This window comes from Pseudomonas sp. C1C7, assembly GCF_013359595.1.
In the GTDB taxonomy this organism is placed as follows: Bacteria; Pseudomonadota; Gammaproteobacteria; order Pseudomonadales; family Pseudomonadaceae; genus Aquipseudomonas.
The window spans coordinates 1-26,901 of the sequence record NZ_JABFMP010000034.1; the positions used below are offsets into that span (position 1 = coordinate 1).

Genomic DNA, 26,901 nt, shown 5'->3' on the forward strand with positions numbered 1-26,901 from the left:
GGCTTGCTCGCGAAGGCGGTGTGTCAGTTACCGAGATTGGACTGACACACCGCCTTCGCGAGCAAGCCCGCTCCCACAGGGGATCGGACTGCCTTAGCCGAGCTGCGCGGCGACCGACTCCGGAATATCCGCGTTGGAGTAGACGTTCTGCACGTCATCGAGGTCTTCGAGCATGTCGATCAGCTTGAGGACTTTCTCGGCGCCTTCCAGATCCAGCTCGGCGCTGGTGGTCGGCAGCATGACGATTTCCGCGTCATCACCCTTGAAACCCGCTGCTTCCAGCGCGTTACGCACCGCATAGAAGCCGGCGAACGAGGTGAAGACATCGACAGAGCCGTCTTCGTTGGTGACCACGTCATCGGCATCGGCTTCCATCGCCGCTTCCATCAACGCATCTTCATCCACGCCGGCGGCGAAGGAAATCTGCCCCTTGCGCTCGAACAGGTAAGCAACAGAGCCGTCAGTACCCAGGTTGCCGCCGCACTTGCTGAACGCATGACGCACGGCCGCCGCGGTACGGTTGCGGTTGTCGGTCATGCACTCGACCATCACCGCCACGCCGCCCGGGCCGTAACCTTCGTAGGTGAGCTCGACCACATCGTCGGTATCGGCGGCGCCGGTACCACGGGCGATGGCACGATCGATGATGTCGCGGCTCATGTTCGCACCCAGGGCCTTGTCCAGGGCCAGGCGCAGACGCGGGTTGGAGCCCGGATCGCCGCCACCCTGACGGGCTGCGACGGTCAGCTCACGAATCCACTTGGTGAAGATCTTGCCTCTCTTGGCATCCTGACGTTCTTTGCGGTGCTTGATGTTCGCCCACTTGGAATGACCTGCCATAACTCGCTCCGAATTCTCTTTGGAACATTGCCCGCCGCCCCTTGGGCTGGCCGGCAAACAAAAAAACGATCTTGCTTCTTAACAGAAGGCGTATAAAAAAAGGCGCATCCGAAGATGCGCCCTTCAGACAGCCTTACTCGGCTTTAGGCGTTTCGCGCAAACGAATGTGCAATTCGCGCAGGGCCTTGGCATCTACCTGGCCCGGTGCCTGAGTCATGACGTCTGCCGCGCTCTGGGTTTTCGGGAAGGCGATCACTTCACGGATCGACTGGGCGCCGGTCATCAGCATCACCAGACGGTCCAGACCGAAGGCCAGACCACCGTGCGGAGGCGCGCCGAACTTCAGGGCGTCGAGCAGGAAGCCGAACTTCTCTTCCTGTTCAGCCTCTTCGATGCCCAGCAGACGGAACACGGCCTGCTGCATTTCCTTGCGGTGGATACGGATCGAACCACCACCCAGCTCGGTGCCGTTCAGCACCATGTCGTAGGCGCGGGACAGAGCGGTGGCCGGGTTGGCCTCCAGCTCGGCCGGAGTGCACTTCGGCGCGGTGAACGGGTGGTGCAGGGCGCTGAAGCTGCCGTCGTCGTTCTCTTCGAACATCGGGAAGTCGACGACCCACATTGGCGCCCACTCGCAGGTCAGCAGGTTGAAGTCGTGACCCAGCTTGATCCGCAGCGCGCCCAGGGCTTCGCTGACGATCTTGAACTTGTCGGCACCGAAGAACACGATGTCTCCGTCAACCGCGCCAACGCGATCAAGGATCACATTGAGGTTGGCTTCAGGGATGTTCTTGACGATTGGCGACTGCAGGCCTTCGACGCCTTTGGCGCGCTCGTTGACCTTGATGTACGCCAGGCCCTTGGCACCGTAGATGCCGACGAACTTGGTGTAGTCGTCGATCTTGCTGCGCGGCATGCTCGCCCCGCCCGGTACGCGCAGTGCGGTAACACGGCATTTCGGATCGTTGGCCGGGCCGCTGAAGACCTTGAATTCAACTTCTTTCAGTTGGTCGGCAACGTCTACCAGCTCCAGCGGGTTACGCAGGTCCGGCTTGTCGGAGCCGTAGCGACGCATGGCTTCTTCGAAAGTCATGTGCGGGAATTCGCCGAATTCCAGACCCAGCACTTCCTTGAACAGGTTGCGGATCATGCCTTCGGTCAGGCCCATGATGTCTTTTTCGTCGAGGAAGCTGGTCTCGATGTCGATCTGAGTGAACTCAGGCTGACGGTCGGCACGCAGGTCTTCGTCGCGGAAGCACTTGGCGATCTGGTAGTAACGGTCGAAGCCGGCGACCATCAGCAGTTGCTTGAACAGCTGTGGCGATTGCGGCAGGGCGAAGAAAGAACCGGCGTGGGTACGGCTCGGCACCAGATAGTCACGGGCGCCTTCCGGGGTAGCACGGGTCAGGATCGGGGTTTCGACGTCGAGGAAGCCGTTTTCGTCCAGGTAGCGACGAATGCTGGTGGTCATGCGCGAACGCAGACGCAGCTTCTCGGCCATTTCCGGACGACGCAGGTCGAGGAAGCGGTAGCGCAGGCGGGTTTCTTCACCCACATCGGAGAACTCGTTCAGCGGGAACGGCGGGGTTTCCGCTTCGTTCAGCACTTCCAGTTCGTAGCCCAGCACTTCGATCATGCCCGAGGCCATGTTCGGGTTGGTAGCGCCAGCAGGACGCAGACGCACCTTGCCGGTGATTTTCACGACGTACTCGCTGCGCACGCGGTCGGCAGCGGCGAAGGTTTCAGCGCGGTCCGGGTCGAACACCACCTGGGCCAGACCGTCACGATCACGGATATCGAGGAAAATCACCCCACCGTGGTCACGGCGACGGTGAACCCATCCGCAAAGGGTAATTTCCTGGCCGTCCAGGCTTTCGTTCAGTTGGCCGCAATAATGGCTGCGCATCATGGTCGTGGTTTCACTTCTCGTAATTCGAAATTCGGTTGGAGACCTTGCGCATATCGGCTGACCGATGGTGCAAGCGCTCGCGTGTGTGATTCAGTTCAGGGCAAAACCCTAGTCAGCTTTATCGCCGCCGGCCAGATTCTTCTTCGAACCGGTCTTGAAATCGGTCTCGTACCAGCCATTGCCGCTGAGACGGAAACCCGGCATCGACAACATCTTCTTGAGCTCTGGCGCCTGACATGCAGGGCAGTCTACCAGCGGCGGCGCGCTGATCTTTTGAATGGCTTCCAACTGATGACCACAGGAAGCACATTGGTAATCGTACATCGGCATGGGGTTGTCTCGGCGATCAGATTGCTACCGCGCACGCTGGGTATTGCGGCAAAGGGCGAGATTATATCCATTAAATGCGGCCTGTGCAGCCGTAAGACTGCACAGATCGACATGCTGCGCTTTCATGGCCGGGACTCGACCCTGGAGGCGCATCCCGCTTCTTTGAGACTGTGTACAACACAGATCACCCGCACCAGACCGCTGAAGTTCTTCACGCCGCCATGGCGCAAATGGACCTCACGATCAAGGTGAGACAACAACGCGCTGACCGAACAGCTGTTGACCTTGGCCATATCGCTCAAGATATCCCAGTACACCTGTTCAAGCCGCAAACAGGTGGCGAAGCCATTGAGCCGCACCGACCGGGACAAGGGTTGAGCCAGCCCCATATCGAACTCGCTGACAAATGGATCGACCTTGATACCCTTGGACGCCCCCACCCTTCTCTCACTTCTCCTCTCTCCATGAACCATTGCGTTGACACTCCTTTGCCATCCCTGGTTTGCGTAGCGCTTGTGCGCTCATGGAACCGCGAGGACAAAGTTATATCCAGACGACTTTTTTCCCTTCCCTGTAGGAGAAGCCAACAACGGCAGGCAGATCATGGAGTGCGTCCTACGCCTGACCTTTTCCTGGTCTGACAGGCGAAATTTCACTCAAACAGCAGGTACTTTTCGACGGAAAAGCTTTGATGAGAAGTGCAACGCGCGAACAGTCCGTCCGCGCGTGTGCAAGTGTTACTGATCGAGCAAGGCGCGCAACATCCAGGCGGTTTTTTCGTGAACCTGCATGCGCTGGGTCAACAGGTCGGCGGTTGGCTCGTCGCTGACTTTGTCCAGCAAGGGGAAGATCCCGCGGGCGGTGCGCGTGACCGCTTCCTGCCCCGCCACCAGTTGCCTGATCATTTCTTCAGCGCTGGGCACACCCTCCTCTTCTTTAATGGAGGACAGCCGCGCATAGATCGAGTAGGCGCCTGGCGCGGGAAAACCGAGGGCGCGAATACGCTCGGCGATGGAGTCGACCGCCAGCGCCAGTTCGTTGTATTGCTCTTCGAACATCAGGTGCAGCGTGCGAAACATGGGCCCGGTCACGTTCCAATGGAAGTTGTGGGTCTTCAAATAAAGTACATAAGTGTCCGACAGCAGCCGCGAAAGACCATCGACGATGGACTTGCGGTCCTCTTCACTGATTCCGATATCGATTGCCATGCTTTTCCCCTAAAGGTGATGAATTTCATCCGACAGGTGCAGGACCACTCTAGCAAGCCTGTCACGGCATCGCAGCTTTGGACGTGACCTGCCCTGCTGCAAACGCCTGCAATGCACCGCTGGACTCCTTGATTTGAGTAGCCACAAGCTTTGCTGTTAAATAGATGCCGTGTCGCTGGCGCCCTTATTTTCCGGGCACTGCGCATAGGCTGATGACGGAAACGTGCCCACCGCCTCTTCTTGTTCATTTCGAAGCGAACCGTCCCCCGTCAGCTCTTCCTTGTGATCCGTCTTAACGTGAGTCAATAAAAATGTTGAAAATCGTCCACCTGCTATTGGGCACGGCAGCCTTGCTGTTGTCCTTCATACCCAGCCTGCGAACCGAAGCTGTTCCTTATCTGCAACAACCCGACGCGTTGTACCTGGCTCTGTTCGGCCTGCTCAACCTTGTCCTTGCCCCAGTGATTCCCAACTGGAACAAGGGTGCGCGTCATCACCTGCAAAACCTGGTCAGCGCCCTGCTGATGCTGGCTGTCGTTCTGCAAACCCTCACGCTGATCGCGCCAATGCCCGTCATTGCCGGCCAGCCCACTGTACTGTTCAGCCTGATCGCGGCCTTCATCGCCGTGGTTCTGCATCTGGCCATCAGCTTCTATAAATCGTCACCGGCCGCTGCTCCAACCACCTATGACATGAGCAACCGCGATACCGGCACCGTCAAGTGGTTCAACACCTCCAAGGGCTTCGGCTTCATTTCCCGCGATTCCGGCGACGATATTTTCGTGCACTTCCGGGCCATTCGCGGCGAAGGCCACCGTGTCCTGGTCGAAGGCCAGCGTGTAGAGTTCTCCGTCATGAATCGTGACAAGGGCCTGCAAGCCGAAGATGTGATCGCCGCTCTGCCGCGACGCTGATTCGAAGGCATAAAAAAAACCGCGGGCAGTTGTGCTGTTCGCGGTTTTTTATTGCCTGACGGTTTTAATGACGATCAGTAATGCGGTGGCGGTGCCTCGTCCTCGAACGACTCGAACCGACCGGCCATTTCCTCCTGGCGCTTGAGCAATGCCGCCATTTGCAACTGCAGACGCTCAACCTCACGCTGCTGCGCTGCCAGCACATCATTCAAGGCCTGGATGGTGTCATCCTGAAACGCCAGCTGACTTTCAAGATCGGTAACGCGATCTTCCAGGCTCATGGCTCACTCCTGCACAAACTTGAAATCTTCAGGTAACACGGCCCGCAGCTGCTCGCGAAGCGCGGCCACCTGATCGGCGCTGTAGGGAACAGCCGGATGCTTGCCCCAGACCGGAGCCGGCCACGCAGCGTCTTCACGCATGCGCACGATCACATGCATGTGCAACTGGCTGACCACGTTACCTAGGGCGCCAATGTTCATCTTGTCCGCCGTGAATGCCTTTTTGAGCAGCTCCGCCAGCAAGGTGGTCTCCTGCCAGAGCATCTGTTGATCTGCGACACCCAACTGAAATATCTCGCTGATATCGTCACGACGAGGTACCAGGATGAACCAGGGATAGTTCGAATCGTTGGACAGCAGTAGCCGACACAGCGGGAAATCACCGATCGGCAAGGTGTCTTGTTGAAGTCGTGGATCTAAAGCGAACACTGCGCGCACTCCCGCCGGGTCATCAATTTCAGCTTAGCGCCCATCCACCACGGATCGAGCACCAAGCGACAGGACGGCAGCATACCTGTGAATGCAGTCGTCTTCACGGTGATCGCGCCAACCTCGCTCCGAGATGTGACACCAGGCGCCAAAACGCACCATTACAGAACCACAGCCAGCAGAAAAAATGCTGGAATGACCGCCGGGCAAGGGTTCGTTCACGCCTCAGGAGCCAACCGACTGTGTGAATTCAGTACAGCAATTAAAATTTTTTGCACCAAAACCGGACAGTGCGTCTACGCTGACTGCTTCGAGCATCCGCCAATTACTCACTGGCGGGGTGAACCGGTAACATTTTTGGTTGTCACGGGGCGGTAACACGATGTTCAACACCATGTCGAGAAAGGCGTCAACCCCCAGCGCAAGCACGATGTGCCCCCCGGTTTCATGGGGTTTTTACGGTATCAGTCAGACTTTTTGAAAAAAATATGGGCGACACAGCGATTTGTGCACGCTTGTTGCATTCACACCCACATCGTCTATAAGGCCCACGGGAAGTGGAAGCCTCAGGACTAAATAAAACAGTGGCAGGGTAGCCCGATGGAGATACAAACGTTTCACCAGGGACTCTTTTTACCGATGCGCCAGTCCAGAAAAACAACACTAAAGTTGTCAGTCCGGTTGCATCGGGGCTGTAAATTTGCGACATCTAGCAAGCTGTTAGCGACAGGGTCGTAAAGAAGCTGAAAGGTTAGATGCGCAAGTATCGCCAACATTGGTCGACGTGATATAAGTTTGCGCCGACACAAAAAGAAAGAGCCGCCCAGATAATAAAACAGGTGGGACGGCAATACTCTTCTAAAAACCAAAGGAGCAAATCACGATGCGCGTGATGAAGTGGAGCATGATCGCACTGGCTGTTGCAGCTGGTACCTCGCAGTTCGCAGTAGCGTCTTCCCAGGATGAGTCCAAGGGTTTCATCGAAGATTCGAGCCTGAAACTGAAAACCCGTCTTGAGTACATGAACCGCGACTTCCGTAATGGCGCCGGTAACATTCCTGATGGCAATGGCGGTTTCAAAAGCGGCTACCGTCAAGATACCGGTATCAGCCAACTGCTGACCTACGAATCGGGCTTCACTCAGGGCACCATCGGCGTCGGCCTCGATGCAATGGTAATGGGCACCGCCAAACTGGATGGCGGCTCGGGTCGTGCCGGTAACGGCCTGTTTGCTACTGACAGCGACGGCAACCCGGAAAAAAGCCAGGGCAAAGGCGGTGCAGCCGTCAAATTCCGCCTCTCCGACACCACTCTGAAATACGGCCGTCAATTCGTTGCCAGCCCGGTTTTCGCTACCGACGACAGCCGTCTGCTGCCAGAAGTTGCTGAAGGTACCTTGCTCACCAGTAAAGAAATCAAAGGCCTGGAACTCAGCGCCGGTCGTTTTACCGCACTGAGCTCGCAAACCGGCATGGGCAAAGACACCATTAACGGTAAGCATACTCCGGGCCTGACCAGTGCCAACATCGCTGGCGCGACCTATCAGTTCACCGACAATTTCGTTGCTGGTGTCGCTGCGTCCGACGTTGATGATTACTTCAAGAAGCAATACATCAACGCCAACTACACACTTCCGATCACTGACGATCAATCGCTGAACTTTGACTTGAACGCCTACCGCACCAAAGATCAGGGTGAAGCACTGTATGGCGAACTGGATAACAAACTGTGGAGCCTTGCAGCGGCCTACAGCCTGGGCGCTCACAAATTCACCCTCGCGTTCCAGCGCTCGTCCGGCGACACCAACTACCTGTACGGTGTAGACGGTGGTAGTGCGATTTTCGTATCCAACTCCATCCAGATCTCCGACTTCATCGGTCGCGAAGAGAAATCCTGGCAGGCTCGCTACGATCTGAACATGGCTACCTACGGTGTGCCAGGCCTGAGCTTCATGACTCGTTACGTATACGGTGACAACATCGAAACGACCGAGGGTACCGAAGGTAAGGAACACGAGTTCAACTTCGAAACCAAGTACGTATTGCAAGAAGGTCCAGCCAAGGATCTGTCGTTCCGCCTGCGTAGCGCAGTTTACCGTGCAAACGGTGCGTACAACGCTGACTACACTGCAGACAACAACGACGTCCGCCTGATTGTCGAGTACCCACTGAGCATCCTGTAATCCAGGTGCACTACCGGAAGTACTGTTGATCAAAAAACGCCCACCTCTTCAGGTGGGCGTTTTTTTATGCCTGCCATACGCCCAATACAGCAGCAAACAACTTCGGCGCATGACGTTAATACTTTTTTAAATGACCTGATCAATAGTCACAAAAAAGCCCGGGAGATTTTTAATCTCCCGGGCTTATTCAGTAACAAGCAAAACACATTTACTGCACTGCCGCTTCCTGAACCACGCGAACTACGCGCTGAGGAAATGGAATGTCGATACCGGCTGTTTTCAAATGATCCCGGGACTGCTCGTTAAACATGAACATCACGTCCCAATAATCCGCTGTTTTCACCCAGACACGCAGGGAAACAGTGATCGAACTATCACCCAGCGTCGAAACCACTGCTTGCGGTGCCGGATCGGCCAATACCCGCGGATCTTTGGCCATGTCGAGCAAGACTTTGCAGGCCTTCTGCAAATCCGCTTCGTAATCGACGCCTACATCAAACACGACTTTTCGAGTCGGCTGGCGATTGGTATTGGTGATAATGCCGTTCGACAGATTACCGTTCGGCACGATGATGGTCTTGTTGTCACCCGTGCGCAGCACGGTATGGAAGATCTGGATGCTGTCGACAGTACCGGCCACACCCTGGGCTTCGATCCAGTCACCAATCCGGAACGGACGGAACAGCAGAATCAGCACGCCGCCGGCGAAGTTCGCCAGGCTGCCCTGCAAGGCCAGACCGATGGCCAGACCCGCCGCACCGATGGCCGCCACGAACGAGGTGGTTTCCACACCGATCATCGATGCCACGCTGACGATGAGCAGCACTTTCAGAACGATGTTCGCCAGCGTACTGATGAATCCTTGCAGGGCCTGATCGGCATTGCGCAGTGCAATCAGGCTGCCGAGCTTGCGAGTGACCTTGTTGATCAGCCACCAGCCGATCGCCAGGGTAATCACCGCCAGCAATACGCGGCTACTGTATTCCATGATCATCGGAATCCAGGCTTGGGACACCTTGACCAGGTTGTCTACCTCAGCATTCAAATCCATGTTTGTTCTCCTGATTTCCGGGTACCCGGCACACGAAAAATAAACGGCAGAAAAAACCGAACCCGTTCAGGTTCAATCGTTTCTACCGTTACTTGGGGCTCGGACGCCAAAAACGCCGAGAGGTTCCCGATTTGCAGGTCAGTCGCGGAAGTTGTTGAACTGCAGCGGCATGCCGAATTCCTTGCCACGCAGTGCAGCGATCGCTTCCTGCAGGTCATCGCGCTTCTTGCCGGTCACACGGACCTGCTCGCCCTGAATGGCGGCCTGGACCTTGAGTTTGGCGTCCTTGATGTGAGCGACGATCTTCTTCGCCAGCTCCTTGTCGATGCCTTCCTTGAGGACGGCTTCCTGCTTCATCAGCTTGCCCGAGGCGAACGCGTCCTTGACCTCGAGGCACTGCACGTCGATCTTGCGCTTGACCAGCGCCAGCTTGAGGATCTCAATCATCGCTTCAAGCTGAAAATCCGCTTCGGCGGTCAGGTTGACGGTCAGGTCCTTTTCCTTGAACTCGAAGCTGCCCTTGCCTTTCAGGTCATAGCGGCGATCGAGTTCCTTGACGGCGTTCTCGACCGCATTGGTGACTTCGTGTTTGTCCAGTTCGGATACCACGTCGAACGACGGCATGTAATCTCTCCAAATAAAGGCGCACGCATGAGGCACGCCTGGCTTGCGATAAAAATCCGCGCTGATTATAACGGGTCTTTCCCATCATTCACTGCGAGCTGTCAATGCGCGCGATAAACAGAGCAAAAAGCTGATGGCCACCACCTGGCATGTCCTGGGCGCCGGCAGTCTCGGCACGTTGTGGGCCACGCGTCTGGCTCGGGCCGGAGTGCCGGTACGCCTGATCCTGCGCGACGCCGGCCGTTTGCAGGCTTATGAAGCGGCCGGCGGCCTGACCCTGGTCGAACACGGCAAGGAACAGTGTTACCCGGTCCCGGCTGAAACGGCGGATAGCCAAGAGCCCATCCAGCGCCTGCTGGTCGCCTGCAAGGCCTACGACGCCGAACCTGCCGTGGCGCAACTGGCGCAACGCCTGGCGCCCGGTGCGGAGGTGATTCTGCTGCAGAACGGCCTGGGCAGCCAGGATGCGGTGGCGGCGCAGGTTCCCCAGGCGCGCTGCATCTATGCCTCCAGCACCGAAGGCGCCTTCCGCGATGGTGACTGGCGGGTGGTGTTCGCCGGCCATGGATTCACCTGGCTGGGAGATGCCGGTCATCCCGTCGCGCCGATCTGGCTGGACGATCTGACGGACGCCGGTATCCCCCATGAATGGAGCACCGAAATCCTCACCCGACTGTGGCGCAAACTGGCGCTCAACTGCGCGATCAACCCGTTGACGGTCCTGCACGACTGCCGCAACGGCGGTTTGCAGGAACATCATTGCGAGGTCGCCACCCTCTGCGGCGAACTGACCGAGCTGCTCGAACGTTGCGGCCAGCCTGCCGCCGCCGAGAACCTGCAACAGGAAGTCGAGCGGGTGATCCACGCCACCGCCGCCAACTTCTCATCGATGCATCAGGACGTCAGTAACGGGCGGCGCACAGAAATCAGCTATCTGCTGGGTCATGCCTGCAAAGTCGCCACGCGCCACCAATTGAACCTGCCGCACCTCAATCAGCTTGAGTCCAGGCTGATCGCTCGCCTGCACAGCCTTGGATTGCCCAGCGACTGAGCAGCGGCTACGCTGGCCACTTGTTCCTTTGCAGCGATAAACCTGATGCCATTGCGCCAGCGCCTTGAAAACCTTCCGGTCGGCCAGAAACTGCTGGCCGCCCTGTTGGTGCTGTTGACCACTGTCCTGCTGGTCGCCAATCTGACCTTTATCAGCGCCGCCTACTACATCTCCCAGGAAAGCATGGCGCCCCAGGCCCTGCAAACCATCGGCCGACTGGTGTCCAACCCGAGCCTGATCTCCGAAGCCCTGGCGTCGCCACAAAGCGCGCAACGCCTGCTCGATGAACTCAACAGCTACTCGCCCCTGCGCGCCGCCGCCCTTTATGACGGCAAGGGCGAGCGCCTGGCGCAATTGCAACATGGCGATCATCTGAACCTGCCCGAACGCTACCGGCATATCGAGTCCTGGCAAGCCACCGAGTTTCGCAGCAATCAGGTGATCACCCTGCCCCGCCCGGGCGCCGCTTCCGGGCACCTGCTGCTGGTGGCCAGCAGCGAATTGCCGGTGGCGTTCTACACCGGGACCCTGACCGCCAGTCTCGGCATCCTGATTTTCAGCGTGCTGTTGTGGCTGGTGATCGCGCGGCAGATCAAACGCCTGATTACCCGGCCGATCCATCAGCTCGAAGAGCTTTCCCGGCAAGTGACCCGGGAAGAGAACTACGCCCTGCGCGCCTCCCGCGGCAACCACGACGAGATCGGCAGCCTCGCCGAAGCCTTCAACACCATGCTTTCGCGCATCGAAGCGCGGGAGCAGCAACTCAAGCGTGCCCGGGATGACTCCCAGGCCGCCTACGATCAGGCCCAGGGCCTGGCGGAAGAAACCCGGCACACCAACCGCAAGCTGGAACTCGAAGTCCAGGTGCGCAGCAAGATCGAGAAGAAACTCACCGGGTTCCAGAACTACCTCAACAGCATCATCGACTCCATGCCTTCGGCGCTGATCGCCCTGGACGAACAGCTCTACGTGACGCAATGGAACCAGGAGGCCAGCGCCCTTTCCGGCACGCGCCTGGACGAGGCCCTGAACCAGCCGATCTTCCTCGCCTTCGAACCGCTCAAGCCCTTCCTGCCGCAGCTCAAGCAAACCGTCGAGCAACACACCGTGGCCAAGATCGAGCGCGTGACCTGGGTCAAGGACGACGACGCCCGGCATTACGCCCTGACCTTCTACCCGCTGATGGGTGGCGCGGGACGGGGTGTGGTTATCCGTATCGACGACATCACCCAGCGCCTGTCCCTGGAAGAAATGATGGTGCAGTCGGAGAAAATGCTCTCCGTCGGCGGCCTGGCGGCCGGCATGGCCCACGAGATCAACAACCCGCTGGGCGCGATCCTGCACAACGTGCAGAACATCCGCCGGCGTCTGTCCCCGGAACTGCCGAAGAACCTCGAACAGGCCGAACAGATCGGCATCGAGCTGTCCACGGTCAATGATTACCTGCAGGCGCGGGAGGTGCCGCAGCTGCTCGATGGCATTCAACAGGCCGGCGCCCGGGCGGCGAAGATCGTGACCCACATGCTCAGCTTCAGTCGCCGCAGTACCCGGCAAATGGCCCCTTGCGACCTGCCGGCGCTGATCGATCAGGCCGTGGAGATCGCCGGGAACGACTTTGACCTGGCCATCGGCTTCGACTTCAAGGGGCAGGCCATCATCCGCCAGTTCGACCCCGCGCTGGGGCCGGTGCCCGGCACCGCCAACGAGCTGGAACAGGTGCTGCTCAACCTGCTGAAAAACGCCGCCCAGGCCATTCACCTGCGTGAAGACGATCGTGAGCCGGGACGGATCATCCTGCGCACCCGGCTCAACCCGCCGTGGGCGGAAATTCAGGTGGAAGACAACGGCATCGGCATGAGCGAAAGCGTGCGCAAGCGGACCTTCGAGCCGTTTTTCACCACCAAGGAAATCGGCCAGGGCACAGGCCTTGGCCTGTCGGTGTCGTACTTCATCATCACCAACAACCACAAAGGGCAGATGGAAGTGCAATCCACCCTGGGCCAGGGCACCTGTTTCACCCTGCGCCTGCCCCTGACGGGCACTCCAGTGATCTCTCAAGAACTCAACCAGATTTCGAGGTAAGCCATGGGCTTTCGCTTGTCGAAGATTTACACCCGCACCGGCGACAAGGGCGAAACCGGCCTTGGCGATGGCCGCCGCGTACCCAAGGATCACCCGCGGATCGAAGCCATTGGCGAAGTCGATTCACTGAACAGTCAGGTCGGCGTGCTGCTGGCCGGGCTGGTGGCGCAAAGCGTCGAACATCCAGGGCTCAAGGAGGTGATCGACGTCCTGGCGCCCTGCCAGCATCGGTTGTTCGACCTGGGTGGCGAGTTGGCCATGCCCGAATATCAGGCGCTGAATGCGCTGGAAATCGAACGCCTGGAAGCGGCGATCGATGTGTGGAATGAAGAGCTGGGGCCGCTGGAGAATTTCATCTTGCCCGGTGGTTCAGCGCTGATTGCCCAGGCGCATGTGTGCCGAAGCCTGGCCCGTAGCGCGGAGCGTCGCTGTCAGCATCTGAATGCGCTCGAGCCGTTGGCCGGGGTGGGTCTGGCGTATATCAATCGGTTGTCGGATTTGCTGTTTGTGGTGGCGCGGGTGATTGCGCGGCGGCAGGGGGTTGCGGAGATTCTTTGGCAGGCGGCGGGCAAGCCTGGGGCTTAGGCGGCGCCTGTCAGGACGTCTTCACGGGCAAGCCTCGCTCCTACAGATCCGCGCAACCCGTAGGAGCGAGGCTTGCCCGCGATAAGGCCAGCAGCTACACCACCCAATCAAGCCTCAGGCCAGAACGCCCGAATCCCCGCCACACCCTGGGCACCCGCCGCCCAGGCTTTCTGAATCTCTGCCGGGCCAACGCCACCCAACAGAAACACCGGCTTGCTGAACCCTTCGATCAGGGTCGAAGCCTGCTCCCAGCCCAACGGCTGAGCATCGGGATGGGTCAGGGTCGGTTGCACCGGCGACAGGGTCACGAAGTCCACGCCCATCTCTTCAGCCAGCGCCAGTTCCTCGGCGTTATGGCAGGAAGCGGCCAGCCAGCGCGATGCAGGCAATGGTCGACCCGCAGCCGCGTACTTGCGCAACTGCGCCGAAGTGATGTGCCAGCCTGCGGAGGGAAAGTCCCCCAGCCATTCGAACGGCCCCTTGATCATCAGCTGCGCCTTGCCGGCACACAGCCCGGCGGCATCAACCGCCAGATCGCGGTATTTCGGGTCGTAACCGTTCGGTGCGCGCAGCTGGATCAACTTGATCCCGCCCGCGATGGCTTTCTGAATGCCGCGCAGCAACGCTGGGGCTTCGAGGTCTTCCGGGGTGATCAGATACTGCTCGGGCAAGCGTGCGGCCGCAACGATCGGGCGGTTCGCCTCGGGGAATTCGTATCCCGACAACTCCCGCGCCGTGACCCAGGCCAATGGCTGGCCTTCGGCTCCGTGGGGCTCGCCGGTAAAGGCCGAGACTTCCCAGACATCCAGCAACACCTGCTTGTCCGGGTAATCGTGATGGACCTTGATCAGCGGGCGCGCCGCGCTGACCACGATGCCCAGCTCTTCCTGCAGCTCACGAGACAGTGCGGTTTCCACCGATTCATCGGCCTCGACCTTCCCACCGGGAAATTCCCACAGCCCACCCTGGTGCTGGGTGTCGGCGCGCCGGGCGATGAGGATTTTGCCGCTGCCATCACGGATGACGGCGGCTGCTACGTGTACGCGTTTCACCGCTCGATCTCCGCAAGTCCGGCCTTCTGCCAGGCCTTGAAGGCTGGCCATTGGTAAATGGTTTCAACATAGGCTTCGTCCACCGCCGACAGCTTGACCTGATAGGTACGCAGGCGCACGGCGATCGGTGCGAAGAACACGTCGGCCAAGGAGATGCGACCGAACAGGTACGGGCCGGTCTCGGTGGCCGCGGCGCGACATTCGGCCCACAGGGCGGACATGCGCTCGACATCCGCCGTCACTTGCGCCGGAACCGGCGTCAGCGGCGCGTCATGGCTCAGGTCGAACGGCATGTTGCCGCGCATGCCGAAGAAGCCGCTGTGCATCTGCGCACAGGCCGAACGCGCCTGGGCGCGGGCCGAGGTGTCTGTTGGCCACAGGTTTTTGTCGGGGAATTGCTCGGCCAGGTATTCGGCAATCGCCAGGGAGTCGGCGATGGTGCCGTGCCCGGTCTTCAACAGCGGGACCTTGCCGGTCGGCGAATGCTTGAGCAGACGCTCGCGGGTGTCCGGCTGGTTCAGTTTGATCAGTTCTTCGGTATAGGGGGCACCGGTCAGGTCGAGAGCCAGGGCGCCGCGCAGCGACCAGGAGGAAAGCAATTTGTCGCCGATGATCAGGTGAAGGCTCATGTTCGGGACCTTTATATAGGGGGACAAGCCAGTCTAGTCAGTGACTGACAAACCGCCATCGCGAGCAGGCTCGCTCCACAAGGTCAATGCAGGCCATTGTGGGAGCGGGCTTGCCCGCGATGGGGTCGACGCGATCTTACGTCCGGTACTCGGCGTTGATCTTCACATACTCGTGCGACAGGTCGGTCGTCCAGATGGTTTCGCTGCAATCGCCGCGACCCAGTTCGATACGGATGGTGATTTCCTCCTGCTGCATGACCGCCGCACCCTGGGCTTCGGTGTAGGTGGCAGCGCGGGCGCCACGGCTGGCGATGCACACTTCGCCGAGGAACACGTCGATCTTGCTCACGTCCAGGTTCGGTACGCCGGCACGGCCAACGGCGGCCAGGATGCGGCCCCAGTTCGGGTCGGAGGCGAACAGTGCGGTCTTGATCAGCGGCGAGTGGGCCACGGTGTAGCCGACGTCCAGGCATTCCTGGTGATTGCCGCCGCCATTGACTTCAACGGTCACGAACTTGGTCGCGCCTTCGCCGTCGCGAACGATGGCCTGGGCCACCTCCATGCACACTTCGAACACCGCCTGCTTGAGCTTGGCGAACAGTTCGCCTTCGGCACGGGTGATTTCCGGCAGCGCGGCCTGACCGGTGGCGATCAGCATGCAGCAGTCGTTGGTCGAGGTGTCGCCGTCGATGGTGATGCGGTTGAACGACTTGTTGGCGCCGTCGAGCATCAGGTTCTGCAGCACGTCACGGGAGACTTTGGCGTCGGTGGCGATGTAGCCGAGCATGGTGGCCATGTTCGGACGAATCATGCCCGCGCCCTTGCTGATGCCGGTCACGGTGACGGTCACGCCATCGTGCTGGAACTGACGGCTCGCGCCCTTCGGCAGGGTATCGGTGGTCATGATGCCGGTGGCGGCTGCTTCCCAGTTGTTGACCGACAGGTCGTCGAGGGCCGCTTGCAGCGCGCCTTCGATCTTCTCGACCGGCAGCGGCTCACCGATCACGCCGGTGGAGTACGGCAGCACCTGGCTGGCATCGACGCCAGTCAGCTCGGCCAGCTTGGCGCAGGTGCGCTCGGCGGCGGCCAGGCCCGGCTCACCGGTACCGGCGTTGGCATTGCCGGTGTTGGTCAGCAGGTAACGCACCGGGCCTTGCACGCGTTGCTTGGCCAGGATCACAGGCGCTGCACAGAAAGCGTTCAGGGTGAACACGCCCGCGACGGTCGAGCCTTCGACACAGCGCATGACCACGACATCCTTGCGCCCCGGGCGCTTGATGCCGGCCGATGCGATACCGAGTTCAAAACCGGCAACCGGGTGCAACGTTGGCAAAGGACCAAGACCAACAGCCATGAATGAGCTCCTTACAATGATGTCAGCACCGCTACGCTCTTTTTTTCAAGAAGGCGGTGGTTTGAATGGCAAAACGCCGCGACGGCAGAAGCCGGTCGCGGCGCGGGTATTTCAAGGTATCAAACGGGTTTTACTGGATCTGCCCGTGGCAATGCTTGAACTTCTTGCCCGAACCGCAGTAGCACAGTTCGTTGCGGCCCAGCTTCTGCTCATTGCGAACCGGGGCGGCGGCGAGGGCCACATCGACCTCTTCACCCAGCATCTCGGTCTGCTCGAGGCCCGGGGCTTCGTCGTGCTGGAACTGCATGCGCGCGGCCAGTGCCTCGGCTTCCTGACGCAGACGGGCCTCTTCTTCGGCCGGATCTTCGCGGCGGACCTGAACGTGGGACAGCACGCGGATCGAGTCGCGCTTGATCGAATCCAGCAGCTCGGAGAACAGCGTGAACGACTCGCGCTTGTACTCCTGCTTCGGGTTCTTCTGCGCATAACCACGCAGGTGGATACCGTGACGCAGGTGGTCCATGGTCGACAGGTGGTCTTTCCACAGGTCGTCCAGAACGCGCAGAACGATTTGCTTCTCGAAGGTGCGCAGCGCTTCGGCGCCGGCCTGGTCTTCTTTCTCGTTGTACGCGGCCACCAGTTCCTGCATCAGCTTGTCGCGCAGGGTTTCTTCGTACAGGTGATCGTCTTCGTCGAGCCACTGCTGGATCGGCAATGCCACGCCGAAATCGCTCTGCAGCGCGGCTTCAAGGCCCGCCACGTCCCACTGCTCAGGCAGCGATTGCGGCGGAATGTGCGCGCTGACGGTAGCGTTAAGCACGTCCTGACGGAAGTCGGCAATGGTTTCACCGATGTTGTCGGCGGCCAGCAACGTGTTACGCATGTGATAGATCACTTTACGCTGTTCGTTGTTGACGTCGTCGAACTCGAGCAGTTGCTTGCGGATGTCGAAGTTGCGGCCTTCAACCTTGCGCTGGGCCTTTTCGATGGCGTTGGTCACCATGCGGTGCTCGATCGCTTCGCCAGGCTGCATGCCCAGGGCCTTCATGAAGTTCTTCACCCGGTCAGAGGCGAAGATGCGCATCAGGCTGTCTTCCAGGGACAGGTAGAAGCGGCTGGAACCGGCGTCGCCCTGACGACCGGCACGACCACGCAGCTGGTTGTCGATACGGCGCGATTCGTGACGCTCGGAGGCGATCACCTGCAAGCCGCCCGACTCGAGCACTTGCTGGTGACGCTTCTGCCAGTCGGCCTTGATCTGTGCGATCTGCTCTGGCGTCGGGTTCTCCAGGGAAGCCACTTCCACTTCCCAGTTACCGCCCAACAGGATGTCGGTACCACGACCGGCCATGTTGGTGGCGATGGTCAGTGCGCCTGGGCGACCGGCCTGGGCGATGATCTCGGCTTCCTTTTCGTGGAACTTGGCGTTCAGAACCTTGTGCTCGATGCCTTCCTTCACCAGGAGGTTGGACATGTGCTCGGAGGTTTCGATGGTCGCGGTACCTACCAGTACCGGACGGCCGGCGGCCATGCTTTCCTTGATGTCGTTGACGATCGCCGCGTATTTCTCGTCGGCGGTCAGGAACACCAGGTCGTTGTAGTCTTTACGGGCCAGTGGCTTGTTGGTCGGGATGACCAGCACCGGCAGGCCGTAGATCTGATGGAATTCGAATGCTTCGGTGTCGGCCGTACCGGTCATGCCGGACAGTTTTTCGTACAGACGGAAGTAGTTCTGGAAGGTGGTCGAGGCCAGTGTCTGGCTTTCGGCCTGGATGTTCAGGTGTTCCTTGGCTTCGATGGCCTGGTGCAGGCCTTCGGACAGGCGACGGCCCGGCATGGTACGGCCGGTGTGTTCGTCGACCAGCACGACCTGGCCTTCCTGCACGATGTACTCGATGTTGCGATGGAAAAGCTTGTGCGCGCGCAGACCGGCGTATACGTGAGTCAGCAGGCTCAGGTTATGCGCCGAGTACAGGCTTTCGCCTTCAGCCAGCAGGCCCAGGCGGGTCAGCGCTTCTTCGACGAACTGGTGACCGGCTTCGTTGAGTTCGACCTGACGGGTCTTCTCGTCGACGGTGTAGTGACCGGCCTTGGTGACTTCGCCTTCGACTTCCTCGACGTGCAGTTCCAGCTGCGGGATCAGTTTGTTGATCTCCATGTACAGCTTGGAGCTGTCCTCGGCCTGACCGGAAATGATCAGCGGAGTACGGGCTTCGTCGATGAGGATGGAGTCGACTTCGTCGATCACGGCGAAATTGAGTTCACGCTGGAATTTTTCTTCCATGCTGAACGCCATGTTGTCGCGCAGGTAATCGAAACCGAATTCGTTGTTGGTGCCGTAGGTGATGTCGGCGGCGTAGGCGGCGCGCTTTTCTTCAGGCGGCTGGAACGGCGTGACCACGCCGACGGTCAGGCCGAGGAATTCGTAGAGCGGACGCATCCAGTTGGCGTCACGGCGGGCCAGGTAGTCGTTCACGGTCACAACGTGCACGCCCTTGCCGGACAGCGCGTTGAGGTAAACGCCCAGGGTACCCACCAGGGTCTTGCCTTCACCGGTACGCATTTCGGCGATCTTGCCTTCATGCAAGGTCATGCCACCGATCAGCTGGACATCGAAGTGACGCATACCCATGACGCGCTTGCCGGCTTCACGGGCAACCGCAAAGGCTTCTGGCAGCAGCTTGTCGAGGGTTTCCCCTTTGGCGATGCGGGCCTTGAACTCTTCCGTCTTGGCGCGCAATTGATCGTCCGAAAGGGCCACCATTTGCTCTTCGAAGGCATTGACGACTTGTACCGTCTTGAGCATGCGTTTGACTTCACGCTCGTTCTTGCTTCCAAAAAGTTTCTTTAACAAAGGCGCAAACATATCGGCAGGATCTTCCACACTAAAGGGATGGAGGGCGGCCCCGTGAGCGTCGCCCGTGCAGCCCTCATGGCCGCATGCGAACGAGCATTCTACCCGGAAACGATGGTGAGGAAAGTGGCGTTATTCCACGATGCTGGCTCAGCGCTTTGACGGGGCTCATTTAAAATAGGGGCAAATGGGTCAACTTCAAGCCATGAATGGAAGAAGTTATCTGTTGATTTAATGGGGAAAGCGCGCGCAAAGCAATGGGTCGGGCGAATCTGCTGCTTTCTGCTACCATGGCGGCTCTGTTACTTCAGGTGTCTGATCATGGCATTTCGCCCTCTCACGGCCAGAGCACCCGCCGTCCTGCTACGCGAAGCCAAGCCGCTCAAAGCCATGCTCGGTCACGCCCAACGCCTGAGCCATCTGCAAAGACTGCTCGACAGCCAACTGCAACCCGCCGCCCGCGAACACTGCCATGTGGCCTCGTGGCGTGATGGCAATCTGTTGCTGATCGTCACCGATGGTCACTGGGCCACCCGCCTGCGCTACCAGCAAAAACGCCTGCAACGCCAGTTGCAGATGTTCGATGAGTTTTCCAGCCTCATGCGAATCCTGTTCAAGGTCCAGCCGCCCACCGTTCATCGCGGGGCTGCGGGGCATACCATCGATTTGTCCGTGGATGCGGCGGCGACCATTCAGGCGACGGCCGAGGGCATCAGCGATCCGAATCTGCGCGCGGCGCTGGAGCGGTTGGCGGCGCATGCCAGGCCGAAGGCCTGAATCCTGCCCAGACAATACCTGTAGGAGCGAGGCTTGCCCGCGAAGCTTTTAGCAGCCTCAAGGGCCTCTTCGCGGGCAACCCTCGCTCCTACAAGGTGGGTGGGGTTAGCGGCGTTTGCTGCCGCCGAGCAATGATCCCATCAATCCCCGCACCAACTGCCGGCCCAATTGATTCGCCGCCTGGCGCATCGCCGATTTCAGCGCCTGCCCCGCCGCCGTACCGAGGAACTCTCCGGCCTGCTCGGTGAAGCTTGGCTCCTGCTTTGTCGGCTTTTCAGGCTCGGCCTCCGGCGCCAGCCCCTTGCGCCCCATCAGCACTTCATAGGCCGATTCGCGATCGATCGGTTTGTCGTAACGCCCCTGGAACGGCGAACCCGCGATCAGCATCGTGCGCTCGGTATCGCTCAGCGGCCCGATCCGTGACTGCGGCGGCGCCACCAGCACCCGCTGGACCATCTCCGGCGTGCCCTTTTCCTGCAAGGTGCCCACCAGCGCTTCACCAATCCCCAGCTCGGTCAGTACCGCCAAGGCATCGAATGCCGGGTTCGGCCGGAAGCCGTCCGCCACCGCCCGCAGGGATTTCTGCTCCTTCGCGGTAAACGCGCGCAAACCGTGCTGGATACGCAGACCGAGCTGAGCCAGCACATCGTCCGGCAAGTCACCCGGCGACTGGGTGACGAAATACACCCCGACGCCTTTCGAGCGGATCAGCCGCACCACCTGTTCCAGACGATCCTGCAAAGCCTTGGGCGTGCCGGTGAACAGCAGATGCGCCTCATCGAAAAACAGCGCCAGCAGCGGTTTGTCCGCATCGCCGCGCTCCGGCAGTTGTTCGAACAATTCGGCCAGCAGCCACAACAGGAAGGTCGCGTAGACCTTCGGCGCTTCGTGCACCAGACGACTGGCATCGAGCAGATGGATGCGCCCTCGCCCGTCGGCGGTCGGTTGCAGAATGTCTTCCAGTTGCAGCGCCGGCTCGCCGAACAGTGCCTCGGCGCCCTGCTGTTCAAGGGTCGCCAGGCGCCGCAACAAGGCCTGACTGGAACCGGTGGTCATCAGCGCCGCGTCGTCGCCCAGCAGTTCCGGATGGTCCTTGAGGTGATTGAGCAACGCCTTCAGGTCCTTTAGATCCAGCAGCAACAGGCCTTCGCGATCGGCGACCTTGAACGCGGCATACAACGCAGATTGTTGGCTGTCGGTGAGTTCCAGCAGGCTGCCCAGCAACAATGGTCCCATCTCGCTCAATGTCGTGCGCAAGGGATGACCGGATTTGCCGTGGATATCCCAAAGCGTTACCGGATATGACGCCGATTTGTGGTTCAGCCAGGGCATCCCGGCGATCCGCTCGGCGACCTTGCCCTGTGGATTACCCGCGGCCCCCAGACCGCACAGGTCACCCTTGATATCCGCGGCAAACACCGCCACGCCTGCATCGCTGAAGGCTTCGGCCAATCGTTGCAAGGTGACCGTCTTGCCGGTACCGGTCGCTCCGGCGATCAGACCGTGACGATTGGCCAGGCGCATGGCCTGGGAAATCGGCTGCCCTGAAGGATCAGCCCCGATAACGAGTTGCGCTGAATCGTGCATTTTGCCCACCTTGATTAATCTTTGATCGATCGCGGCCGATATCCATGATTGAACAGTGTTGGTCTTGCGCTAAGGCGACGGCGCAAACACCGACCTGATTCAACGCCGCCCACGGCGTTCCTTTAATAAAGCACGCCGAGGGCATTAAGACCTTATTGGAAAACCCAAGCCATGAATAAAAATATGCGCTTCAGCCATAAGATCCTGCTTGCCGCCGCCCTCATCGTCACCCTCGCCTTCGCCGCATTCACGTTGTACAACGACTGGATGCAGCGCCATGCGATCCGCAACAACCTCGACAACTACCTTCAGGAAATGGGCAGCGTGACTGCCAACAACATCCAGACCTGGCTGAACGGTCGCAGCCTGCTGGTGGAAAACCTCGCGCAAAACATCGCACTCAACCCGACGCTTGCAAACATCACCGATCTGTTTGAACAGAAGGCGATGGCCACGGCGTTTGTCGCTGTGTTCATGGGCAACAGCGATGGCTTTTTCATCATCCGCCCGGACGCGAACATGCCGGAGGGCTTCGACCCTCGCAAACGGGACTGGTACAAGAGCGCCCAGACCTCCAGCGGATCGGTACTGACCGAGCCCTACATCGACATTTCCACCGGCAAACTGGTGATTTCCATCGTCCAGAGCGTGTTCGATGAGACCCGGCACATCGGCGTGGTCGGTGGCGACCTGAGCCTGCAAATGATCATCGACAGCCTCAACGCGCTGGACTTCGGCGGCATGGGTCATGCCTTCCTGGTCAGCGCCGACGGCAAGATCCTGGTGCACCCGGACAAGGATCTGGTCACCAGGTCCCTGGCCGAGGCGTACCCGAAAAACACCCCGCGGGTCAGCAGCGATTTCAGCGAAATCCAGGTCGATGGCAAAACCCAGATCATCACCTTCACCCCGATCGACGGTTTGTCTTCGGTGAACTGGTACATCGGCCTGTCGGTGGACAAGGATAAGGCCTTCTCCAAGCTCAGCGAGTTTCGCGCTTCGGCGGTGGTGGCCACGGTCATCGCCGCCGGGATCATCATCGCGTTGCTGGGCCTGTTGATTCGCATCCTGATCCAGCCGCTGCAGGTCATGACCCGGGCCATGGAAGACATCGCTGACGGTGAAGGCGACCTGACCAAGCGCCTGACCATCCAGAACAACGACGAGTTCGGCCTGCTCGGCAAGGCATTCAACCGGTTCGTCGAGCGCATTCATGGATCGATCCGTGAAGTGTCTTCGGCCACCGCGCACGTCAACGAAGTCGCGCTGCGGGTGGTCGCGGCCTCCAACTCGTCGATGGAGAATTGCGACCAGCAAGCTTCTCGCACCAGTAGCGTTGTCGCCGCCATCAATGAACTCGGCGCCGCGGCCCAGGAAATTGCGCACAACGCAGCACAAGCCTCGACCCAGGCCAGCGATGCCCGCAATCTGGCCGAAGACGGGCAACAGGTGGTGCAGCGCAGCATTGCCGCGATGGATCAGCTGTCGAATTTGCTCGACGCCTCGAGTACCCACATCGAAGCGCTCAACAGCAAGACCGTTAACATCGGGCAGATTCTCGACGTGATTACCAGCATTTCCGAGCAAACCAACTTGTTGGCCCTCAACGCCGCCATTGAAGCGGCACGGGCGGGTGAAGCCGGGCGCGGGTTTGCCGTGGTCGCCGATGAAGTGCGCAACCTGGCGCACCGCACCCAGGAATCGGCGCAGCAGGTGCAGAGCATGATCGAGGAGTTACAGGTCGGCGCCCGGGAATCGGTCAGCACCATGAACGACAGCCAGCGCCACAGTCAGGACAGCGTGGAAATCGCCAACCTGGCCGGCGAACGCCTGGGCAGCGTGACCCGGCGCATCGGCGAGATCGACGGGATGAACCAGTCCGTGGCCACCGCGACCGAGGAGCAGACGGCGGTGGTGGAGTCGATCAATGTCGACATCACCGAGATCAATACGCTGAACCAGCAAGGGGTGGAGAATCTGCAGTCGACGTTGCGGGCGTGTTCCGAGCTTGAGCAGCAGGCGGTGCGGTTGAAACAGCTGGTTGGCAGTTTCCGTATCTAGTGCCTGAACCGGCCTCTTCGCGGGCAAGCCTCGCTCCTACAGGATCACCTGAACCTGTAGGAGCGAGGCTTGCCCGCTAAGGGGCCCGCCCAGCCAGCCCACACCTCCCGGACACCCCACCACACAACCCCGACCGAACATCTATTCTTCATAAAGGTCAACCAAGGGAGAGCGACTGACCGGAGGGATGTTCATCGTGCATATCGCTGACATAACCATGTTCTACGCCCCTGCCAGCGGTGGCGTTCGTACTTATCTGGATGCCAAGCACCATCGTCTCTGCACGAGGCCGGGCACTCGCCACAGTTTGCTGATCCCTGGGGCCTACTTCAGCGAACAGGATGGCATCTACACCGTTCCGGCGCCCGCCCTGCCCTTTGGCAAGGGTTATCGCTTCCCCGTTCGCCTCGCGCCCTGGCGCAATGTCCTGCACGATTTGCAACCGGATCTGATCGAAGTCGGCGACCCCTACCTCACGGCCTGGGCGGCCCTGGATGCGCGGCGGCAACTGGATGTGCCGGTGATCGGCTTCTACCACTCCGACCTGCCACTGCTGGTGAGCAATCGCATGGGCAACTGGGTCACTCCCAATGTCGAGGCCTATGTCAGCAAACTCTACGGCAACTTCGACCGGGTCCTGGCGCCCAGCCGGGTGATGGCGGACAAGCTCACGGGCCTGGGCGTGCGCAACGTGTTCGTGCAGCCTCTGGGCGTCGATCTGCAAATGTTTCATCCCCAGGCCCGCGATCCCGGTCTGCGAGCCGAACTGGGCCTGGACGATGACACGCACCTGTTGATCTTCGCCGGCCGCGGCTCCAAGGAAAAAAACCTGCCGGTCCTGCTCGACTGCATGAAGCGCCTGGGCCGGCGCTATCACTTGCTGCTGGTCGGCTCGTCGATGCCGAACAGCGTGCCGGGCAACGTGACCGTCTTCGATGATTTCTGCCCTGCCGCGCAAGTCGCCCGCCTGATGGCCAGCGCCGATGCCCTGGTGCACGCCGGTGACCAGGAAACCTTCGGCCTGGTGATCCTCGAAGCCATGGCGTGCGGCATTCCGGTGGTGGCGGTGGCCGCCGGTGCATTCGAGGAAATCATCAACGATCGATGTGGCCTGCTCTGCACCCCGAACAATCCCCTGGCCATGGCCAACGCCATTCGCGAGCTGTTCAGCCAGGGTGGCGCAGCCCTTGGCCAGCAGGCCCGACGCCATGTCGAGCAGCATTACGCCTGGGATACCGTGGTCAACAGCCTGCTTGGCCACTATCACGCGGTACTCGGCAGCCAGTGGCCGCGAGCGGCCAATGGTTGAGCCCATGCCGTCGCCCAGCCTGCTGCTGGTGCTGCACGATGTCGCACCGCAGACCTGGATCGATTACCAGCCCTTCGTCGAAGCCGTCGACGCCCTCGGTGCCGTGCCAATGACCTGGCTGGTGGTGCCGGACTTTCACCGACACAACGATCTGCAAGACCATCCGGAATTTCGCCGCATGCTGGCCGGGCGTCTCGAACGCGGTGACGAGTTGGCGCTGCACGGCTATTTTCATTGCGATGATCAGCCGTTGGCGGTCAATCCACGGGACTGGTTCATGCGCCGCGTCTATACCCACGAAGGTGAGTTCTACCAACTGTCGCAGGCAGAAGCCCTCGCCCGGTTGTGTGCCGGTATCGACCTGTTCCAGCGCTACCAATGGCCATTGCAGGGTTTTGTCGCGCCGGCCTGGCTGATGAGCGAAGGCACGCGCCAGGCGCTGCGCCAGCTGCCCCTGACCTACACCAGCGATGCGCAACATCTGTATCGTCTTCCCGACTTCACCCAGGTCGACGCCCCCGGCCTGGTCTGGAGCGCACGCAGCGCCTGGCGTCGGGGTTTGTCGAAGCTTGTCAGTGACCGACTCGAACACCGCTGGCGCCAGGCCCCGGTCATCAGGTTGGGCATTCATCCGGTGGATATGCGCCATGAGTTTTCACGGACGTACTGGCTGAACACCCTGCAGCGCCTGCTCGACGAAGGACGGATGCCGCTGACCAAGGCGTGTTGGCTGGCTCGGCAGAACGAACACATGGAGCGCGCCGCATGAGCCGCGGGATTCTGCTGCTGGCCGGCTTGCTCGCGGCCGTGCTGATTCCGTGGCTGTTGGGCGGCAGCGAAACCTGGTCTCGTCTGAGCAGTTTTCCACTGAGCGGGTTGCTGGTGATGTTCGGCATGATCCTGCTGTGCTGGGTGGTCAACACCCTGCGTTTGCGCCTGCTGCTGGGAGATCAACGGGAGAAGGTCAGCCCGCTCAAAAGCCTCGGCGTGGTGATGGCTGCCGAGTTTGCCTACTGCGCCACACCCGGCGGCAGTGGCGGGCCCCTGACGATCATGGCGCTGCTGGCGCGCAGCGGTGTTCGCCCGGCCAGAGGCAGCGCGGTGTTCGCCATGGACCAGTTGAGCGATCTGCTGTTTTTTCTCTGCGCGTTGAGCGCAATCCTCATTTATGCGCTGTTCCAGCACCTCAGCCAGCGGATGGAGTGGCTGCTGATCGTCAGCGCGATCTCGATGTTCGGCGGCCTGATCTGCTGCGTTGCGGTGGCGCGCTACCATCGCCTGCTGATTCGCCTGAGCGGCCGATTGCTGGTACGCCTGAACGTGCAGTCCACCACCCGCATGCGCTGGGCGCGAAAGCTCCTGCATTTTCTGGCGGCGTTTACCGACACCCTCAAGCTGCCGTTTCAGACATTGATCACGGTGTTCGCCTTGACCTGCCTGCACTGGATCCTGCGCTACAGCGTGCTGTATCTGGCCCTGCGCGGACTCGATGCGGATTTGCAGTGGGCCTGGAGTTTTCTGATCCAGATGCTTTCACTGAGCGCGGGACAATTCAGCCTGCTGCCTGGCGGCGCCGGGGCGGCGGAGCTGACATCGGCGGCGCTGTTGGCGCCCATGGTGGGCAAGTCCACGGCGGCCGCGGCGATCCTGATCTGGCGGGCGGTGACCTATTACTTCTATCTGCTGGTGGGTGGGCCGGTGTTTCTGCTGATGCTGGGGCGGCCCTTGCTCAAGAAGCTGTTGAAATTCAAACAGGCCCTGTAGGAACGAGCTTGCTCGCGATGGAGGCATG

The 26,901-nt window shown here is 60.2% G+C and carries 24 protein-coding genes and 1 pseudogene; 11 read left to right on the forward strand and 14 right to left on the reverse strand.

What is annotated here, in order from left to right:
- Positions 1–93: 93 nt before the first annotated feature.
- From HNO86_RS23525 to HNO86_RS23545, 5 genes are all read right to left on the reverse strand, one after another.
- Positions 94–840 carry a YebC/PmpR family DNA-binding transcriptional regulator gene (locus HNO86_RS23525; protein ID WP_175379321.1) on the reverse strand — a complete coding sequence of 249 codons (747 nt, stop codon included), beginning with the start codon at positions 838–840 and terminating at the stop codon, positions 94–96.
- A gap of 133 nt (positions 841–973) precedes the next feature.
- Complete coding sequence (gene aspS / locus HNO86_RS23530; RefSeq protein ID WP_175379322.1) at positions 974–2,749, reverse strand: aspartate--tRNA ligase; 1,776 nt, start codon at positions 2,747–2,749, stop codon at positions 974–976.
- A gap of 108 nt (positions 2,750–2,857) precedes the next feature.
- Positions 2,858–3,079, reverse strand: a complete 222-nt coding sequence (locus tag HNO86_RS23535) for an FmdB family zinc ribbon protein (RefSeq protein WP_110964621.1) — start codon at positions 3,077–3,079, stop codon at positions 2,858–2,860.
- A 122-nt stretch (positions 3,080–3,201) separates the two neighbouring features.
- Complete coding sequence (locus HNO86_RS23540; RefSeq protein WP_175379323.1) at positions 3,202–3,552, reverse strand: ribbon-helix-helix domain-containing protein; 351 nt, start codon at positions 3,550–3,552, stop codon at positions 3,202–3,204.
- A 264-nt stretch (positions 3,553–3,816) separates the two neighbouring features.
- The gene (locus HNO86_RS23545; protein WP_175379324.1) at positions 3,817–4,287 is read right to left on the reverse strand and encodes a Dps family protein; all 471 of its coding nucleotides are present in this window, start codon (positions 4,285–4,287) and stop codon (positions 3,817–3,819) included.
- A gap of 311 nt (positions 4,288–4,598) precedes the next feature.
- On the opposite strand from HNO86_RS23545, the gene HNO86_RS30480 reads away from it, so the two are divergent.
- Positions 4,599–5,201 (forward strand): cold-shock protein, encoded by a 603-nt coding sequence (locus HNO86_RS30480; protein ID WP_175379325.1) that lies wholly within the window; start codon positions 4,599–4,601, stop codon positions 5,199–5,201.
- A gap of 74 nt (positions 5,202–5,275) precedes the next feature.
- Here HNO86_RS30480 and HNO86_RS23555 read toward each other — a convergent pair whose 3' ends face one another.
- Together HNO86_RS23555 and HNO86_RS23560 are read right to left on the reverse strand one after the other, a co-directional pair.
- Positions 5,276–5,482, reverse strand: coding sequence for a SlyX family protein (locus HNO86_RS23555; protein WP_175379326.1), 207 nt, complete (start codon positions 5,480–5,482; stop codon positions 5,276–5,278).
- 3 nt (positions 5,483–5,485) lie between these two features.
- Positions 5,486–5,911, reverse strand: coding sequence for an HIT domain-containing protein (locus HNO86_RS23560; protein ID WP_175379378.1), 426 nt, complete (start codon positions 5,909–5,911; stop codon positions 5,486–5,488).
- An 883-nt stretch (positions 5,912–6,794) separates the two neighbouring features.
- Between HNO86_RS23560 and HNO86_RS23565 the strand changes: the two genes are divergently transcribed.
- The gene (locus HNO86_RS23565) at positions 6,795–8,093 is read left to right on the forward strand and encodes an OprD family porin (protein WP_175379327.1); all 1,299 of its coding nucleotides are present in this window, start codon (positions 6,795–6,797) and stop codon (positions 8,091–8,093) included.
- 208 nt (positions 8,094–8,301) lie between these two features.
- Here the strand turns inward: HNO86_RS23565 and HNO86_RS23570 are convergent, their stop codons facing one another.
- Both HNO86_RS23570 and HNO86_RS23575 read right to left on the reverse strand, forming a co-directional pair.
- Positions 8,302–9,144, reverse strand: coding sequence for a mechanosensitive ion channel family protein (locus HNO86_RS23570; protein ID WP_175379328.1), 843 nt, complete (start codon positions 9,142–9,144; stop codon positions 8,302–8,304).
- A 138-nt stretch (positions 9,145–9,282) separates the two neighbouring features.
- Positions 9,283–9,768: a YajQ family cyclic di-GMP-binding protein gene (locus HNO86_RS23575; protein WP_042728748.1), complete on the reverse strand. Its 486-nt coding sequence runs from the start codon at positions 9,766–9,768 to the stop codon at positions 9,283–9,285.
- A 133-nt stretch (positions 9,769–9,901) separates the two neighbouring features.
- On the opposite strand from HNO86_RS23575, the gene HNO86_RS23580 reads away from it, so the two are divergent.
- Genes HNO86_RS23580 through HNO86_RS23590 form a run of 3 tightly spaced genes read left to right on the forward strand, consistent with a single transcriptional unit; the run spans position 9,902 to position 13,486 of the window.
- The gene (locus HNO86_RS23580) at positions 9,902–10,819 is read left to right on the forward strand and encodes a putative 2-dehydropantoate 2-reductase (protein ID WP_175379329.1); all 918 of its coding nucleotides are present in this window, start codon (positions 9,902–9,904) and stop codon (positions 10,817–10,819) included.
- A gap of 45 nt (positions 10,820–10,864) precedes the next feature.
- Entirely contained in the window at positions 10,865–12,901 is a 2,037-nt protein-coding gene (locus HNO86_RS23585; RefSeq protein WP_175379330.1) for a HAMP domain-containing sensor histidine kinase, read from the forward strand.
- 3 nt (positions 12,902–12,904) lie between these two features.
- Positions 12,905–13,486: a cob(I)yrinic acid a,c-diamide adenosyltransferase gene (locus HNO86_RS23590; RefSeq protein ID WP_175379331.1), complete on the forward strand. Its 582-nt coding sequence runs from the start codon at positions 12,905–12,907 to the stop codon at positions 13,484–13,486.
- 107 nt (positions 13,487–13,593) lie between these two features.
- On the opposite strand, the gene HNO86_RS23595 is transcribed toward HNO86_RS23590, so the two are convergent.
- The 4 genes from HNO86_RS23595 to secA form a co-directional block, all read right to left on the reverse strand.
- Positions 13,594–14,538 carry a Nudix family hydrolase gene (locus HNO86_RS23595; protein WP_175379332.1) on the reverse strand — a complete coding sequence of 315 codons (945 nt, stop codon included), beginning with the start codon at positions 14,536–14,538 and terminating at the stop codon, positions 13,594–13,596.
- Positions 14,535–15,167, reverse strand: a complete 633-nt coding sequence (locus HNO86_RS23600) for a glutathione S-transferase family protein (RefSeq protein ID WP_175379333.1) — start codon at positions 15,165–15,167, stop codon at positions 14,535–14,537. The genes HNO86_RS23595 and HNO86_RS23600 overlap by 4 nt, the downstream gene beginning before the upstream one ends.
- A 136-nt stretch (positions 15,168–15,303) precedes the next feature.
- Positions 15,304–16,521 carry a bifunctional glutamate N-acetyltransferase/amino-acid acetyltransferase ArgJ gene (gene argJ, locus HNO86_RS23605; RefSeq protein WP_175379334.1) on the reverse strand — a complete coding sequence of 406 codons (1,218 nt, stop codon included), beginning with the start codon at positions 16,519–16,521 and terminating at the stop codon, positions 15,304–15,306.
- Positions 16,522–16,651: 130 nt separating this feature from the next.
- Complete coding sequence (gene secA / locus HNO86_RS23610; protein ID WP_175379335.1) at positions 16,652–19,387, reverse strand: preprotein translocase subunit SecA; 2,736 nt, start codon at positions 19,385–19,387, stop codon at positions 16,652–16,654.
- Positions 19,388–19,696: 309 nt separating this feature from the next.
- On the opposite strand from secA, the gene HNO86_RS23615 reads away from it, so the two are divergent.
- Positions 19,697–20,152 carry a DUF721 domain-containing protein gene (locus HNO86_RS23615; protein ID WP_175379336.1) on the forward strand — a complete coding sequence of 152 codons (456 nt, stop codon included), beginning with the start codon at positions 19,697–19,699 and terminating at the stop codon, positions 20,150–20,152.
- Positions 20,153–20,257: 105 nt separating this feature from the next.
- Here HNO86_RS23615 and HNO86_RS23620 read toward each other — a convergent pair whose 3' ends face one another.
- Positions 20,258–21,739: a helicase HerA-like domain-containing protein gene (locus HNO86_RS23620; protein ID WP_175379337.1), complete on the reverse strand. Its 1,482-nt coding sequence runs from the start codon at positions 21,737–21,739 to the stop codon at positions 20,258–20,260.
- Positions 21,740–22,054: 315 nt separating this feature from the next.
- On the opposite strand from HNO86_RS23620, the pseudogene HNO86_RS30665 reads away from it, so the two are divergent.
- The 5 genes and pseudogenes from HNO86_RS30665 to HNO86_RS23640 form a co-directional block, all read left to right on the forward strand.
- A pseudogene (locus HNO86_RS30665) lies at positions 22,055–22,942 on the forward strand (cache domain-containing protein); the annotation flags it as partial.
- Positions 22,943–23,035: 93 nt separating this feature from the next.
- Complete coding sequence (locus HNO86_RS30670; RefSeq protein WP_372242555.1) at positions 23,036–23,800, forward strand: methyl-accepting chemotaxis protein; 765 nt, start codon at positions 23,036–23,038, stop codon at positions 23,798–23,800.
- 187 nt (positions 23,801–23,987) lie between these two features.
- On the forward strand, positions 23,988–25,109 hold the full coding sequence (locus HNO86_RS23630) for a glycosyltransferase family 1 protein (protein WP_175379339.1): 1,122 nt from the start codon (positions 23,988–23,990) through the stop codon (positions 25,107–25,109).
- Complete coding sequence (locus HNO86_RS23635; RefSeq protein WP_175379340.1) at positions 25,102–25,878, forward strand: DUF2334 domain-containing protein; 777 nt, start codon at positions 25,102–25,104, stop codon at positions 25,876–25,878. The genes HNO86_RS23630 and HNO86_RS23635 overlap by 8 nt, the downstream gene beginning before the upstream one ends.
- Positions 25,875–26,873 (forward strand): lysylphosphatidylglycerol synthase transmembrane domain-containing protein, encoded by a 999-nt coding sequence (locus HNO86_RS23640; protein WP_175379341.1) that lies wholly within the window; start codon positions 25,875–25,877, stop codon positions 26,871–26,873. The genes HNO86_RS23635 and HNO86_RS23640 overlap by 4 nt, the downstream gene beginning before the upstream one ends.
- Positions 26,874–26,901: the final 28 nt, after the last annotated feature.